At 71.9% G+C, this 13,630-nt stretch carries 9 protein-coding genes and 1 pseudogene; 4 read left to right on the top strand and 6 right to left on the bottom strand.

Going from position 1 to position 13,630, the window contains the following annotated elements:
• The first annotated feature begins 104 nt into the window (after nucleotides 1-104).
• Nucleotides 105-581: a PLP-dependent aminotransferase family protein gene (locus EEJ42_RS47045; RefSeq protein ID WP_184503610.1), complete on the top strand. Its 477-nt coding sequence runs from the start codon at nucleotides 105-107 to the stop codon at nucleotides 579-581.
• A complete protein-coding gene (locus EEJ42_RS47040) occupies nucleotides 578-1,270 on the top strand; it encodes an NUDIX hydrolase (RefSeq protein WP_123108278.1) in 693 nt (230 codons plus the stop codon). The genes EEJ42_RS47045 and EEJ42_RS47040 overlap by 4 nt, the downstream gene beginning before the upstream one ends.
• Before the next feature lie 394 nt (nucleotides 1,271-1,664).
• Here EEJ42_RS47040 and EEJ42_RS47035 read toward each other — a convergent pair whose 3' ends face one another.
• The 3 genes from EEJ42_RS47035 to EEJ42_RS47025 all read right to left on the bottom strand — a co-directional run bounded on the left by EEJ42_RS47035 (nucleotide 1,665) and on the right by EEJ42_RS47025 (nucleotide 4,049).
• The gene (locus EEJ42_RS47035) at nucleotides 1,665-2,030 is read right to left on the bottom strand and encodes a P-loop NTPase family protein (protein ID WP_246097918.1); all 366 of its coding nucleotides are present in this window, start codon (nucleotides 2,028-2,030) and stop codon (nucleotides 1,665-1,667) included.
• Nucleotides 2,031-2,163: 133 nt separating this feature from the next.
• Nucleotides 2,164-2,481 carry a hypothetical protein gene (locus EEJ42_RS47030; RefSeq protein WP_246097916.1) on the bottom strand — a complete coding sequence of 106 codons (318 nt, stop codon included), beginning with the start codon at nucleotides 2,479-2,481 and terminating at the stop codon, nucleotides 2,164-2,166.
• Nucleotides 2,478-4,049: a hypothetical protein gene (locus EEJ42_RS47025; protein ID WP_123108276.1), complete on the bottom strand. Its 1,572-nt coding sequence runs from the start codon at nucleotides 4,047-4,049 to the stop codon at nucleotides 2,478-2,480. The genes EEJ42_RS47030 and EEJ42_RS47025 overlap by 4 nt, the downstream gene beginning before the upstream one ends.
• 278 nt (nucleotides 4,050-4,327) lie before the next feature.
• Between EEJ42_RS47025 and EEJ42_RS51560 the strand changes: the two genes are divergently transcribed.
• Nucleotides 4,328-4,864, top strand: a complete 537-nt coding sequence (locus EEJ42_RS51560) for a hypothetical protein (RefSeq protein ID WP_184503609.1) — start codon at nucleotides 4,328-4,330, stop codon at nucleotides 4,862-4,864.
• 125 nt (nucleotides 4,865-4,989) lie between these two features.
• Here EEJ42_RS51560 and EEJ42_RS47015 read toward each other — a convergent pair whose 3' ends face one another.
• The 3 genes from EEJ42_RS47015 to mobF all read right to left on the bottom strand — a co-directional run bounded on the left by EEJ42_RS47015 (nucleotide 4,990) and on the right by mobF (nucleotide 12,724).
• A complete protein-coding gene (locus tag EEJ42_RS47015) occupies nucleotides 4,990-6,270 on the bottom strand; it encodes an RNA-guided endonuclease InsQ/TnpB family protein (protein WP_246097915.1) in 1,281 nt (426 codons plus the stop codon).
• Between the two features lie 440 nt (nucleotides 6,271-6,710).
• Nucleotides 6,711-7,958: a DUF1173 family protein gene (locus EEJ42_RS47010; protein ID WP_123108275.1), complete on the bottom strand. Its 1,248-nt coding sequence runs from the start codon at nucleotides 7,956-7,958 to the stop codon at nucleotides 6,711-6,713.
• Between the two features lie 74 nt (nucleotides 7,959-8,032).
• Nucleotides 8,033-12,724: a MobF family relaxase gene (mobF, locus tag EEJ42_RS54065; protein ID WP_123108274.1), complete on the bottom strand. Its 4,692-nt coding sequence runs from the start codon at nucleotides 12,722-12,724 to the stop codon at nucleotides 8,033-8,035.
• A gap of 494 nt (nucleotides 12,725-13,218) precedes the next feature.
• On the opposite strand from mobF, the pseudogene EEJ42_RS47000 reads away from it, so the two are divergent.
• A pseudogene (locus tag EEJ42_RS47000) lies at nucleotides 13,219-13,630 on the top strand (hypothetical protein); the annotation flags it as partial.

Genomic DNA, 13,630 nt, shown 5'->3' with positions numbered 1-13,630 from the left:
TCCCGCCCGGCGGCATTCTCACCGGCCACGCGGCCCAAGGCAGGTACGAGCACGCGTAGATGGGGTGACAAGTGCTGTCGACCGATCCGTATGGAGCCAATGACGTGAGCCCCCGCCCCGCCTCGAACACCCCATCCGAGCATCAGCAGCTCGGCCTGCCCGTCCCGGCGGGCATCTCACTGGTGCGCCGCGAGCAGATCCCGCCCACGGCCCCGGGGGTGGTGTTGCCCGACCGCCTGGTGGCCGGGCACCGCGGCGGGCTGAGTACGCTGCTGCTGCGGACGCGGCTGCCCTCTCTGGGGCAGACCGGCGTGGCAGTCGTGATCGCCATGGTGGCCCGGTGCCAGGACGTTGCCGCCCACGCGCTCAAGCAGTTCGAAGGCGCCCGAGCCTGGCCGGAGCGCTTCCCCGGCTCCCTGACCGTCACCTTCAAGCGACCGCCCCACCGGGTAGTCGACAAGTGGCGTCCTGCGTACGCAGGAGACCGGGCGCGGATCACCGCCACCGGGCCCATGGCACACAGCGCCGTCGGCGAGCTCGCTGCAGACCTGTCCGGCGCCCGCCAAGGCGTGGTCGCGTGACTCCCGCCGTGCCGCTGCCCCGCTCCATGTTCACCCTGCCCGCCGATGTCGGGGACCGGCTGGACCACACGCCCGAGTCCGCGTACGCGCATCTGCGCGACACCCACCCCACGTGGTTCCTCAGCCCACCCGGCGTCGGCGCGATCGGCATCATGGGATGGCCGATGGCCGAAGGGCAGGTCCTGCACCGGGACGAGGAGCGGGTGGTGCTCCAGGATCCGGTGATCCTCCCCGACGGACAGCAGACCCGCCGTCTGCGGCTGCTCGCCACGCGGTCGGAACCGCCGGTGGCCGTACTCCCTCTGCTGGACGGCGACGTCGTCCTCGTCGACCGATTCCGGCACGCGGCCCGCACCTGGCAGTGGGAGATCCTCAGAGGTGTCGGAATCGAGGGCGTCGCCGACGCCGAGAACGCTGCCGGGCAGCTGCACGACCAGCTCGGCACCAGTGCCTCGGAAGTGATCGCTCTGGGCCAGGTCCACCCCGACCCGGCGATTCTGGCCGAGGCGGTGCTGCTGTACGCCGCGCGCATCGACGTGGTGGGCGAGCTCGCGCACGGCGCCGGCATCCGCAGGGTGCGTGCCGTCGCCTTCGCCGAGGCGGAGCAGATGGCCCAGGCCGGTCAGCTCACCGACGCGGTGGCCATCACCGCGCTGTTCAGGGCCCGCCGGGCTGGCCTCGCTGACTGACGGCACGCCGCGGGCCGGTCTCCCGTGGCGTGTGTCTCGTCGCCGGTCTCCTGTCAGATCTCCGCGTCGGCAGGGAGCACCACCACGGGACCGAGACTGTGGGGAGGGATCTTGTGACCGGCCTTCGGGACTTGACGATGCCACCGCTGGTCGGCTTGCCTCCGTGCCGATTCCTGTCTCGTCCTCTGGCTCGGCTCACTCCACTGCGTCACCCGGGTACCAGTCTCGAGCCCGCCGGTCTCACCATTCCTGCACAGCCTCGACCTTGCTGAACGGCGCGCGGCCGAGACCAGAAAACTGCCGGTCGAATCGCTCATAGGACGTCAGCGGAGTGGCGGTTACCAGGGTGGCAGGCGCCTGTTTGAGTCACGCGTGGCACCTTCAGCGCCCTGTTCTACCGGGCGCGGTCTTCACCTTCCGGCAGTCCCAGGATGCGCAGCTGTTCCTCCCATACGAGCGATGCCAGTCCGTCTGCGGGGCGTGGAGAGGACGGCGGGCAGTCGAGGATGATCGGGGTGTAGTCCGGCAGGGGGTGAGTCAGCGACTCGGTGATCGGCGTCGGGTCGGCGTCGGCGATGTGGATCCGGTTGTCAGCGCGCTGAGCCAGCAATTGGGCCACGTCGGGCGAGAGGCTGGTCTTGCCCTGCACCTGGCCCCGCGGGCTGAGGCCCGCGCCGCCGAGGTGGTTGGCGATGAAGCGCGCGGTCAGCTCGGCGCCGTTGGTCATCTTGGGCTCGCGGCCCCCTTTTGCGTTCGGCACTTCGAGCCTCCACCCCGCGACGGTTCCGGTCGACAGTACGCTACCGGGTCGCGCTGGCTACCCTGCCCGGATCCGGCCAACCACCGCCGCTGTGCACCTACAGGGGACCTACGGGATTCGCCTGGAGTGCTCGTCACCTTCGGCGCCCGGCCGCGGGCTTAAGGCAGTCGGCAGTGATGATCAGTGGCAGGAGCAGGACCACCGCCATCAGACCCACGCCCGCGGCCAGGATCAGCGCCGCCCCCAGAATCCCGAGCAGAACAGCAGCCACCGGCACCGCACGGCCCGCCACCAGCACGGCGGCGTAGCCGAGTGTGTGCCCGGCGGCCAGCAGGGCGTCGCACACCAGCGTGGCCATGGCCGCCAGGGCGAGGTGAGGCAGACCGCGCCGGATGAGCGGGCCGGCCGCGCGCAGCAGCAGGGAGATGACGGCGCTCACCACCCAGGTCACCGGTTCACTCCAGGAGTGGCGGAACCGGCGGCCAGGGCCTGAGCGTGGGCCTGGGCGTGGGCGTCATCGTGGGCGGGGGGCGCCACCGGGCCGGTCCTGTCCAGGGTGACGGGGCGGCTCATGGCCCGCACGCGGGCGCGGACCTCCTCCTCATTGAAGGTCACAGCGGGCGGCGCGATGCGCTCCAGTGCGTTGCGGGCTCGGGTCAGAAGGCCGGTCTCGGCGCTGGTGGTGGCGTGCCGGTGGGTGGGCACCGGGTGCTGGAGCTGGTAGTGGATCTGGCCGTCCAGCGTCTGGGTCGCGCGTTCCAAGGTGCCGAAGGCCTCGATGACGCGGCGTTGGGTTTGCGCGGCCGCGACCGGGGTGAGCTCCTCGGGCAGGTTGCGAGGGGCCGGGGTGGGGAAGGCCAGGCGGCCGAGCGCGTCGTGTATGAGGTGCAGTTGGCTCTCCCGCGCGGCCAGGTAGCGAATCTGGGCGTGCAGCAGGTCTGGGCCGGCGAAGTAGTCGGCGGGATCGCCCGTGGTCGCGGCGAGCTGCGCGGCCAGGTCGTTGACGGCATCCTGCGCGGTGGCCGAGTGTTGCCGCCAGGCGACGGCCGGGCCGCTGGTGGCCAGGGCTCGGGCCGGGATGGGGAAAGAGTCGAGGAGTTGCTGCGCTTCCTCCTCGCGCCCCGAGTGCGCGTCGGCGGTGTAGGCGCGGACGGTCTCGCGGGCCTGGTCCAGGTGTGCGGCGCGCTGCGCGTCGAGGGCGGGAACGGTGGCGTTCAGCGGGGAGTCGTCGGTTCGCCGGTCGCGCAGGTAGTCGGTGATGTCCGGTTCGAGGACGGCCCGCAGCTGTTGGGCGGACGCATCGCGCAGGGCGATCTGGTCGAGCAGCCAGTCGGCCAGCTCGGTGAGCGCGGGGACGTCGGCGGACAGGGACTCCACGGTGTTCCAGTCCTCGATCAGCTCGGTGCGGGTGCGGTAGACGCGCTCCAGCCGGTCGAGCAGGTCGGCGGTCTTCTCTCCCTTGCTGACCACCAAGTCCGCGGTGGTCTGGTCCTGTTCGCCGGCCCGCTCCAGGCTCGCGCGGAGTACGGAGGGCGGCGGGTAGCTGGCCAGGGCGCGCATGTGGCAGGTCCAGGCGGCGGCCGCGGCGGTCCACCGGGGTTTGCGGTCCTGCTGCGCCTGGGCGCCTCGCCGGTAGAGCCAGCCGGCCAGCTGGTCGGTGAGCCGCGCTTCGCCGCCGGCCGGGTCGTGCATCAGTTGGGCGGCCAGTTCGCCGGGGGTGTGCTCACGCAATCCGCCGAGCCCGGCGGTGAGGATGGCCAAGTGCCGCACTCCGTCGTCCAGCTGGAGCCAGCGGCGCAGGGTCTCCTGCTGGCCGTGGGTGACCTCCTGCGGCGCAATACGCGTGAGGTCGGCGCCCGGGCGGGCGATCCCGGTCTCCCCCACCCGGGGGGCCTCGGTCTCGGCCCAGCCGGTCGGCTCGCTTCCCTCGGCTACCCACACCAGGGCGTACGCGTCCTGGCCCCGCTCGGCCAGCCAGGTGTGGAACTCGTTAGGGAGGGGGGTGTGCTGTTCGCTCATCGAGGGGACCTTCTGCTCGGCGGTGGGGCGCCGCGCGGCCCATGGACGGCGGCTGGCGGCAGCTTGCCCCCGCCAGGGCTGCCCTGCGGACACTGCGCCGGGCCCTTCCCGTCACACGGGACCTGGCACACGAGCATCATCGAAGATCTCCCGCCCAGCGGGATGCAGGAGGCGAAACCGGCTCGCGCGAGGGTCCGGCGCGGAAGCTCGGGGTGACACGACGCTTGCCCTGGTTGCCTTTCCCTATCGGGCAGGCAGCGCATGCCGTGGTGGGAGCCGTGTGGAGTTTCGACATCACCGAGGCGCGCATCTATCAAGTTCCGGCAGTCGATCCTCAAAACGGCGTCGGGTACTCCGGAACTACTACATACGCGCAGGGCCGCATTCCCTGGCATGCGGGAATCGCCCACATAAACGCAGCCGGGGCTGTCGCAGTGCGCCTGTATCTCGACCGGGCAGGGCTGCCCGGCGCGACAGGCGGGATGCCCGGCCGCCACAACCGCGAACATGCCGAGGTAGAACTCGCCGCCATGGGCTTCACGATGTACCACGGCCCGGTCCCGCCAGGTGTTCCTGGCGCCTCCTGGGAGGCGGTGATGCAGCAGGTCGATCACACCCTCCAGCAGCTCTGGCCGCAGGTCGAAGCAGTCGCGTCCCAGATACGGACATCCTCTGCCGTCTCAGGTGACCGCGTACGGTCGATCCTCGGGGACGCCGCCTCGGGGATCGACCTCGCTGAGCTGGCCGATGCCTCACGCCGGGTGCCGGAGCGCGCCATGTGCCCCGCTTGGGCCGACTTGGGTCTGGGCGCGTGAGTACGGGCATGGGCTGGGTGACGTCCACTCGATGAGCTAGGCCTCCTGGCGTTGGTAGGACTCCCGCTTTGCGGCCTTGCGTCGTTCTTGGCTTCCTCCGCCCCGTGAACGGGGCGGATCCCTTTTCAGGCCGCGTGCGGCTGAGTGGGTGGTTGACGCTTCTCGGCCTGCCCATCGGCTACGGCTCCACGCCCTGACACCGCCAGTCCGGCGGCGTGATCGATGTTCCTGGATGCGTTGGTGTCCGCGTTGCACTCGAAACCGCAGTCGGGGTTCTTGCACACGAAGCGTGCTTGGGTCTCCCGGCTGCCGAGGGTGATGAAGCCGCAGGCCGAGCAGCGGCGCGATGTGTTCGGTGCGGGCACCTTCGCCACGATGCCGCCTCGGTCGGCCATCTTGTATTCGAGGAGGGTGACCGTGCGGCCCCATGCTTCCCCGGCGATGCTGCGGTTGAGTCCTGCCTTCGGGCGGACGCGGGTACCAGGGGCTTCCACGGTGCCCTTGGCGGACTTGACCATGTTGGTGATGGTCAGGTCTTCCACTCCGGCCCGGGAGAACGTCTCGGCGATACCGGTGGTGGTCTTGTGCTGCCAGTCGACGGCCCGGCGCTTGGCTTTTGCGCGGAGCTGAGCGATCTGGTCATATGTGCGGGCGAGACGCCTGGAAATCTTCTCCCCCTTCTTGCGGGCATGGCGTTTGCGGGCGGACGCCTTCTCCAGGCGGCGCAGACGCTCGGTCTCGCCTGGCGTCAGCCAGTCCCCGTGTTCGCGGAACGTGCCGTCGGAGAGGGCGAGGGGCTTGGTGATGCCCCGGTCGATGCCGACCGTGGGGCCAGTGTGGGGCTCGGGGTCGGGTACCTCGATCTGGATGCGGAAGACGACGTGCCAGCCGTCGGCCTCCTTCACCAGCCGGGCGCCGGTGACCTTGTTCGACTTGTCAGCGCGCTTGCCCACGGGCAGGTCTTTGGTCCAGCGGAACAGCACGTGCCCGATCTTTGGTGCCCACATGCGGCCCCACCGGCGGCCCAGGCGCACGATCTGCAGGTCGCGCCCCTGGGGGATGTCGATGGCCATGCGGGATCGGAACCGGGCCTTGAAGTTCGGTTCGCCGGCCCGACCTTCCCAGCAGTTCACCCAGGCGCGGAAGTACGTCTTGAGGACCTGCTGAGCGGCCTGCGCGGGCAGAGCGCCAAGGAAGTCGAGGTCTTTGCGGGACTGCCGTATCGCGGCGTCGGCCGCCTCCAGGGTGCGCTTGTCCTTGGGGAGCATGGTCCACCAGGTGTGCAGGCAGTTCCACATGGTGCGGGCCGCGTGCCCCTGCTCGTCGGCCGCCGTGAGCTGAGAAGGGGTCAGGCACAGGCGTGCCTTGTGGCCGCGCTGACGCTTCAGTTTCCCCTCCGTCTCCACGTGTTAGCCGGAACAATCAGCAGCGTAGGTGTTGGGGTTGATGATGGCGACCTTCGCGTGCACGGCGGCAAAGGCGCGCGCGTGAGGTCCACGGAGCAGGACGGCATGCGACACGCCGCGGTGCTGCAACTGACCGAGGCCGGCCCGGCAGGGCGCGCTCACTGTGATGAGCAGGCTCTGTGAGCGGGATCCCACGCTCGCCCAGGCCACCGCGCATATCGTGCGGACGGCGATGTCCCAGTGGGAGGGCGAGGATTCCTCCGCTCACGCTGGAGGAGTCCGCGCGCCAGTTGCTGGTCCGCCTCGATGCGCCATTGGTGGACGATCCGTCCGCGTGTGCGGGTCCCAGGGGGGCCTGGGCACGCGGGTCCGGATACGGCAAACCGGTCAACTGGTGTGATGCAGCCGCTTGGCGGAGGGGGATCTCCGCGGTGGTCTGGTCATGTGCCCCGCTTGGGCCGACTTGGGTCTGGGCGCGTGAGTACGGGAATGGGGTGGGCGACGTCCCATTCGATGAGCTGGGCCTCCTGGCGTTGGTAGAACGCCCGTTTCGCGGCCTTGCGTCGTTCGTACGTTTCACGGCCGTGGATTCCGTAGACCTCGACGTAGGCGGGGTCGGTGTCGGTGAGGACGAAGTCGGGCAGGACGGCGTCCGCGGTGTCATAGCGCAGGGGCTTGATGAAAGCGCGGCGGCAGGAGGTGAGGGCATTGGCCATGACCACCTCGTATGAGGAGTCGGCGGGGATGTAGTTGCTGGAGGTGAGCATCGCGGCCAGGTCGACGGCGGTGAGGTATCCCTTGGGGCTGCGTTCGACGACGAACAGGGCCACGCGCGTGGCCCTGTGATCGGTGGCGGTCTTGGCGAAGGCGCGGGGGTAGGAGCGGGTGGCTCGTGTGTGGAGGGCGGCGCGGGCGTAGAGCGGGGTGCGCTGGTGGGCGAGGCGGTAGGCGACGCCGTAGGGGGTGGGATCCGCTTTTCTGATCTGGCCGAGTACCAGGGCGCGCCGTTCGGTGTCGCCGTGGTGTCCGAGGCGTTGTCGGAAGGCTTCCAGCGCGGCGTTGTTGGTGGCGGCCGCCGCATGGCTGAAGGGCGGTACGACGTAGAGGACTTCGCCCAGGCCTTGGCCGTTGACGGTCGCCTCGCGCAGTTGCTGGCGCAGCAGGGCGTGGCATTCCCGCCAGGTCCGGCGTTGGAACTGCGGGTGCCACGCGTTGAGCCGGGCCTCTTCCCACAGCCAGTGCAGCAGGCCGAGGAGGCCGACGGAGCGCCGGGTCCGTCCTTCGTCCTGGGGTTCGTCAAGCGCGGGATGGTGGGTTTCGGGGCTGGTCAGGCTGCGGGCGAGCGGGGTTCCGAGGCGAATGAACACGCCGTCGTCGGTCTCCCGGATGGCTTGGGTGCTGTAGCTGTCGCGGCCGGACAGGCCGGGTGCGAGCTTGTGGAAGGGGCAGCCGGTGTCGTGTTGGTCGCCCTCGCCGGGCCAGCCCGCGAGGTGGTAGCGGCCCGCGCGGGTGCAGCGGATGACCAGTCTCAGGGCGGGGTGGCGGCACAGGCACCGGGCGTGTCCGACCTCGGCTCTGGCGCGGGCGAACAGCGGGGCGGCCTCGGTTGCGTGCTCGCGCAGCCATGACAGCGGCGCGGTGCGGTGGGCCAGTTGGATGCGGGGGTGTCCGGGTGTGGTGGGTGCCATGCTTACCTCTCTCCAGCCTTGACAGGCTTCCCGCGACGTCGGCTGGTCTTCGTGTGCGGGGTGTGGTCTGGTGCTCAGGGGGTCGGCGGCCGGTAGCCGGGCCGGTTCGTCTCGGGCTGGGGCTGCTGGCGCAACGGTGAGGTGGGTGGCAGCAGGGCTGCGCGTTCGGTGGCGGTGCGTGTCCGCATCTGTTCCAGGCGGCGTGCGACGCGGGCGTGGGTGTACAGGTCGATGGCGTCGGTGAGGTGGTCCCATTCCTCGCCGTCCAGGCCCTGGGGGCGCGGGCCCAGGATGTCGGGGCCCGCGCGGTGGTGGCGGCGACGGTAGTCGCTGATGGCGGTCAGGACTTTGGTGTAGGCGTGCTGCTCGTCCTCGTCGTCTTCGCCGGGGGCGGTGATTTCCCCCATCCAGTCTTCGGGCAGGGGTTCGCCGGCGAGGGCGGCGGCCAGGGCGCGTCGTGCGAGGCGCGCGTCGAGCGCTCCGTGGGTGAGGGGGGCGACGCCGAGGGGGTCGCGTAGGGCCGGGTGGTCGGGCAGGGGGCCGGTGGGCGGCGGCGCGTCGAGGTGGCTGAGGGCCGTCTCGATCACGACCGAGGCGGGGGCGTCGGGCGGTGGGAGCTGTACCGGGCGGCGGCGTCCGGTCAGGGCGCGTACCCGGGCGTTAAGGTCGTCCCAGGCCGCCGCGTCGCCTGGGTCGGTGGGGCGCGGTCCCAGTCCGGGGGCGGTGGTGATGGCGTGGCGGGTGCGCCACAGTTCCACCAGAGCGGCTGTGGTGGCCCACGCGTGGCGGCGTCTGGGGGTGCTGGCGGGCGGTGGCGGGCCGAGCGGGCGGGCCCATGCGGGCGGGTCGGCGGCCAGGGTGTGGCCGCGGTCGGCCAGTGAGCGGGCCAGGATGCGGTGGCGTTCGGCGAGGTGGGTGACCCAGTGTTCGGGGGTGTCGGGGTGGACCAGGGCGTGGGAGTCGGCGACCCAGTCGGGTATCTGACCGCGGTAGTTGGGCCGGTGCGGGGCGTGGTCGGGCAGGCGGTCGCGCAGGCGCAGCTCGGCGTAGATCTTGTCGGAGACGGCGTCGGCGCGGGCCAGCGCGGCGCGCGCCGAGTGCTGGCGCTGGTGGGTGGCGGCGCGCCGGGTGTGAAGGGTGCGGCGGATCGCGGCCGGTGAGGTGGCGCCGGGGGCCGCGCTGCTGGTGGCTCGTTCGCGCTGGAAGTCCTCGCGTGCGCGGTCGCGCCAGTTCAGGGCGCGGCGCAGCTGGGCCTCGCCGGTGAGGTCGGCGATGAGGTGCCGGGCAGCTGCTGACAGCTGGGTTCTGCTGGCCTGGGCGTCGCGGATCTGGGTGCGCACGGTGGCCAGTTGGGCGGCGAGTTCGCGGCGGGTCAGGTCGCCCATCGGCCGCTGGTCCCAGGCGGGATGGGTGCGGCCGGCGCGGGTGGTGACGTCCGCGGGCAGGTGGGTGAAGGCGGCGTCGGCGGCCTTGAGTGCCTCGCGGGCGGTGGCGCGGTGGGAGGCGGCGAGCCGGGTCAGGGTGTGCAGTTGGGCGAGGGTGAGTGCGTCCAGGGGGCGGGGCCGATCATCCTGCTGGAGGTCGGCGGCGTCCTGCAGGCGTCCGCGAAGCCGCCAGGTCAGCACCGCCGAGGGGTCGTCCGCGTCGGCGAAGCCGCGCCTGGGCACGGTGTGGGACAGCAGGCGGGGCAGGTCGAACCCGGCCCGCTCGGCATCGTGGAGCGCGCGGATCAGGGCCGGGTAGGCGTCGGCGGCCATGAACATCGCGGCCCGGCCGGGGCCGAGGGTGTGCTCGAGCAGGCCGGTCAGCCGGGCGGTGGTGGCGCGCTCGGCGACGTCGGCGAACTCGGCGGACAACTGGCCCGGGGCGCTGATTTCCTGCTGCAGCGCGGCGATCGACTCGGTCGCCGACAGCTGGGCGCGCCGCCTCGCGGCAATCTGGGCGAGGACGTCGTCCAGGTGGTCGCCGTCCTCGAGTCCGACGTAGAGGCGGTTGGTGCGCGCCCCGCGGGTCAGCTGGACGTAGACGCCTTCGCGGTTGGAGCGTGCGGAGGCCAGCGCGTGCGAGGTGTCGACCGACATGCCCTGGGAGCGGTGGATGGTGGAGGCGTAGCCGAGCTCGCATTGGGTGGCCGCGTAGTGGGCGGGCAGGCGGATGCGGCCGCGGTGCTGGGTGTGGCGGACCACCACGTCCCCGCCGGGCAGGATCTTCTGAACGGTCCAGGTGTCGCCGTTCTTCACGAAGTCCCGCCCGCCGCGCACGGTCATGCGGCGGCGGTTGAGACGGGTGACGATGACGTCGCCGAGGTGTGCGTGTTGCCCGGCGCGCAGGGCGGCGGCCTGGCTGGTCTCCACGGTGCCGGTCTCGATGTGCCAGACCTGGGCGCGCCGGTTGAGGTCGGTCACGGTCGCGGTGTCGGCGGCCGTCATCAGCGAGGTGAGCCCCTTGTTCAGGTCCTTGGCCCAGGCGGCGAAGACCATGTCGCACATCGCCTCGTGGTTTCCGGCGACGATCCGGCCCTTGTCCCGGTACCAGGTGAATGCGTTGCGGTGGTCCTCGCCGTCGCGCAGGACGAGGGAGGCATCCGCCTCCCCGGGCACGCGGAAGCGGTGCAGCTGGTCGAGTTCGACGGCGCCGCCCGCCCGGGAGATGAGCCGCAGGGCTCCCCCGGCCTCGACGGCGGCGAGCTGGTGGGGGTCGCCGAGCAGGCGCACCACCGCGCCGGCGGCCGCGGCGTCGGCGAGGATCTCATCGAGCAGGAGGGTGCCGGCCATGCCCGCCTCGTCGATGAGGACGATGTCGCCGCGGCGCAGCTGGAAGTTCTTGCCGACCTGTTTTCCTGCGGCGGCCCGGCCGCGCTGGTGCAGCCAGGAGTGCAGGGTGTGGGCACTGCGCTGGAGGTCGCCGCCGAGGACTTTCGCCGCGCGGGAGGACGGCGCGAGCGGGATCAGCCGTCCGCCGGCCGCGTCCACGGCCCGGGCCACCAGCCGCATCGCCGTCGTCTTGCCGGAGCCCGCAGGGCCAAGGCCTGCCAGCAGCAGCTTCTCCGACAGCACGAAAGACGAGGCCAGCGTCCGCTGTCCGGCGTCCATCGGGCCGCGGTCCAGGGCCGCGACGCGGGCGAAGGTGCCCCGCCCCACCGGCGGGATCACGCTTCGGCGGCACCCGGCCAGGAGCCGGTCCTCGGCCGCCAGCAGGGAGTGCGTGGTGTAGGTCTGCGAGCCGATGGGCCGGTAGAGCGATGTGCCGTCCGCGCGCTGCAGCTCGGGGTGCGGGGGGTTGATCTCGGGCGGGGTGATGTCCAGGCAGTCGCCGTGGGCGAGCACGCGGTCGGTGATTGCCTCGGCCGCTTGGGGTTCGGCGGTGGCCCCGGCCAGGGTCCGCATCAGGTAGCGGCGCGCTTCGGCCAGGACGTGACGGCGGCGGAATGTCGTACGGCGCTCGGTGACCGCCGCCAGAACCTTCTCGGCCGCCGCGGCGAGGTCGAGCCCGGCGGGAGCGGGCCGAGCTCGGGCGGCGGCTTGGGCGGTGGCGAGCAGCTGGTCGACGGTCGTGCGGTCGGTGACCGCGATCGCCCGGCGCCGCCAGTCGGCGAGCAGTTCGTCCAGGGAGCGGGCCTGGCGCTTGGGCGGGCGGGTCCGCACGGTTGCCTGCCACCGCAGCCGGGTGCGGGCCGGCTGCGGTGGCTGGCGGCCGTGGCGGTGCCGGTAGCTGTCGAACAGGTCGTCCGCCATCGTGCGCACGGCGTGGGATCGCTGGGCGAACGCGGCGCGCAGACGCCGGTCGATGCCGACGATCTGCATCACCGGACGCTGGCCTGGGGTGACCTCGACCTCTTCGGTGGCAAGGTCCAGGCGGGAGCAGACGAGTTCCAGGGAGCGCTGGTTGAACAGCTCGCTGGCGACCACGACGTCGCGCAGCAGGAGCCGGGAGTCCAGGTTGCGCCAGCGGCCGTCCGGTCCCTTCACGCGCGGGGATATGACCGCGTGCTCGTGCACCATGGGGTCGCCGGCGCGGGATTCGTAGTGGAGGTAGACGGTGGCCAGCAGGCCCGGCTCGGCCCGCTGCTGGGCCACGCCGCCCGGGCCGGTGCGGACCGCGAGCGCGTGGTGCTCCAGCCATTCCAGGGTCTCCGAGCGGGCCTGGGCCAGGACCTCGAGGACGGTCCGCCGCACCTCGGGGCCGCCGAGTGCGAACAGCAGCGACAGTTCCTCGGAGGAGAAGGTGAGGTCGTAGCCGGTCACGGCGCGGCGCTGCGGTCCGGTCCGTGCGGCCAGGAACCGGCCGAGCTCGGCGCCGTCGGTCGGGGCCCGGTGGTATTCGGCCTCGAAGGCGTGCGCTGCGGTCTTCATCCGCACGCTCTTCGTCTCGGCCTTCGTCAGCGGGCGGCACAGCTGCTCTTGGACGTGTTCGAGAACCTGCTCGATCTCCTTGGCGAGCGGGGAGAGCTCGGCCAGCCGCGGTACGGCCGGCCCGAGCTTGGCGGCCTTCATGGCCCGTTTGAACGAGGCCCCTTCGCTCAGTTCGCGGGCCGTGATCGCCTCGGCGTCGGGGTGCATGCCCAGCCCGAACAGGGCCCGCATCTGCGTATCGCTCACGATGCCCGACAGGCCCAGAGCGCGGGCGGCCTGCCCGTGCCATACGCCGGGCGGCACTCCCGGCACGCTGGAGGACACCGTCAGCGCACCGCCCTGGGCACCGTCGCCCAGGGCGATGTTGCGCCGGTAGTAGCGCTCCCGCCCCGCGGTGAACGCCTTCGCTGTCATCCCCACGACGCCAGAAGATCACCGCGTAACAGGTCGGTGCGGACACCGACCGGCTTCGGACCCCGAACCTCCCAGGGCCCGAAAAACAACCTTCGAACGCGTCCCGCCAGGAGGGAAATCCGCCCTCGAGACCGGTAGCGCGTCAAAAGTGCCAGAGGTGTACAGCGACCGACCTGCCACCGACCGGCGGCCACACACCCACACCCACACCGGCCCTCACCACAGACCCAGCACCCCATGGCATCCACACACCACCGACACCCACCGACACCCCGATCACCTGGCACCGACCCCTCACCCCGGCCAGTCCCCGCGCCGGGGCTCCTCCCCCGCCCGGTTCGCGCGTCGTCCCGTGAGCGGGACCGGGCGCAGCGACGGGTGTGCTACGGCCTGGGATGCGGACGGCTCGCGCCGGTTGGCGGGGGTGCGGGCGGCTGAGACTGGCGCGAGGTGGCCCGCGACGGGTGGGCCTGGACGGCCGGGAGGTGGCTGTGGTGGCGGGAAGCCGGACCAAGGGCAAGGGGAAGAACAGCGAGATGCTGGCGCGGCGGAAGGCGGCGTTGGAGCGTGCCGCGTTGCGGGTGGCTGAGCAGCGGCGGGCGGCGGAGGAGGCGGAGGCTCAGCGGCTGCGTCAGGAGGCGGCGTTCGATGAGCTGGTGGCTGACTTCGAGCTGGCGGTGGAGGACGAGAGGTCGGTGGCCGCCGGGGTGGAGGAGGAGGTGCGTCGGGTGCGTGAGCGTGGTCAGGTGCGGATCGATGAGGCGCGGGTGGCGGCGGCGCGGGTGGTGCTGGCGATGGGTGAGGCTGGGGAGACGGTGGCGGGGTGTGGGCGGCGGTTGGGTGTGGGGGTGGAGCGGGTCAAGGAGTTGCGGCGGCTGGGGCGTGAGGATCTGGCCGGGGAGGGTG

The sequence above is a fragment of the Streptomyces botrytidirepellens genome (assembly GCF_003721215.1).
GTDB classification, from domain to species: domain Bacteria; phylum Actinomycetota; class Actinomycetes; order Streptomycetales; family Streptomycetaceae; genus Streptomyces; species Streptomyces himastatinicus.
The sequence above is the reverse complement of the archived record's forward strand: the minus strand, read 5'-3'. Positions and strand labels throughout refer to the sequence as shown.

Bases quoted from the DNA above. Each gene is read 5' to 3' on its own strand.
- EEJ42_RS47010 (WP_123108275.1), bottom strand. From the start codon at position 7,958: ATGGCACCCACCACACCCGGACACCCCCGCATCCAACTGGCCCACCGC.
- mobF (WP_123108274.1), bottom strand. From the start codon at position 12,724: ATGACAGCGAAGGCGTTCACCGCGGGGCGGGAGCGCTACTACCGGCGC.
- EEJ42_RS47025 (WP_123108276.1), bottom strand. From the start codon at position 4,049: ATGAGCGAACAGCACACCCCCCTCCCTAACGAGTTCCACACCTGGCTG.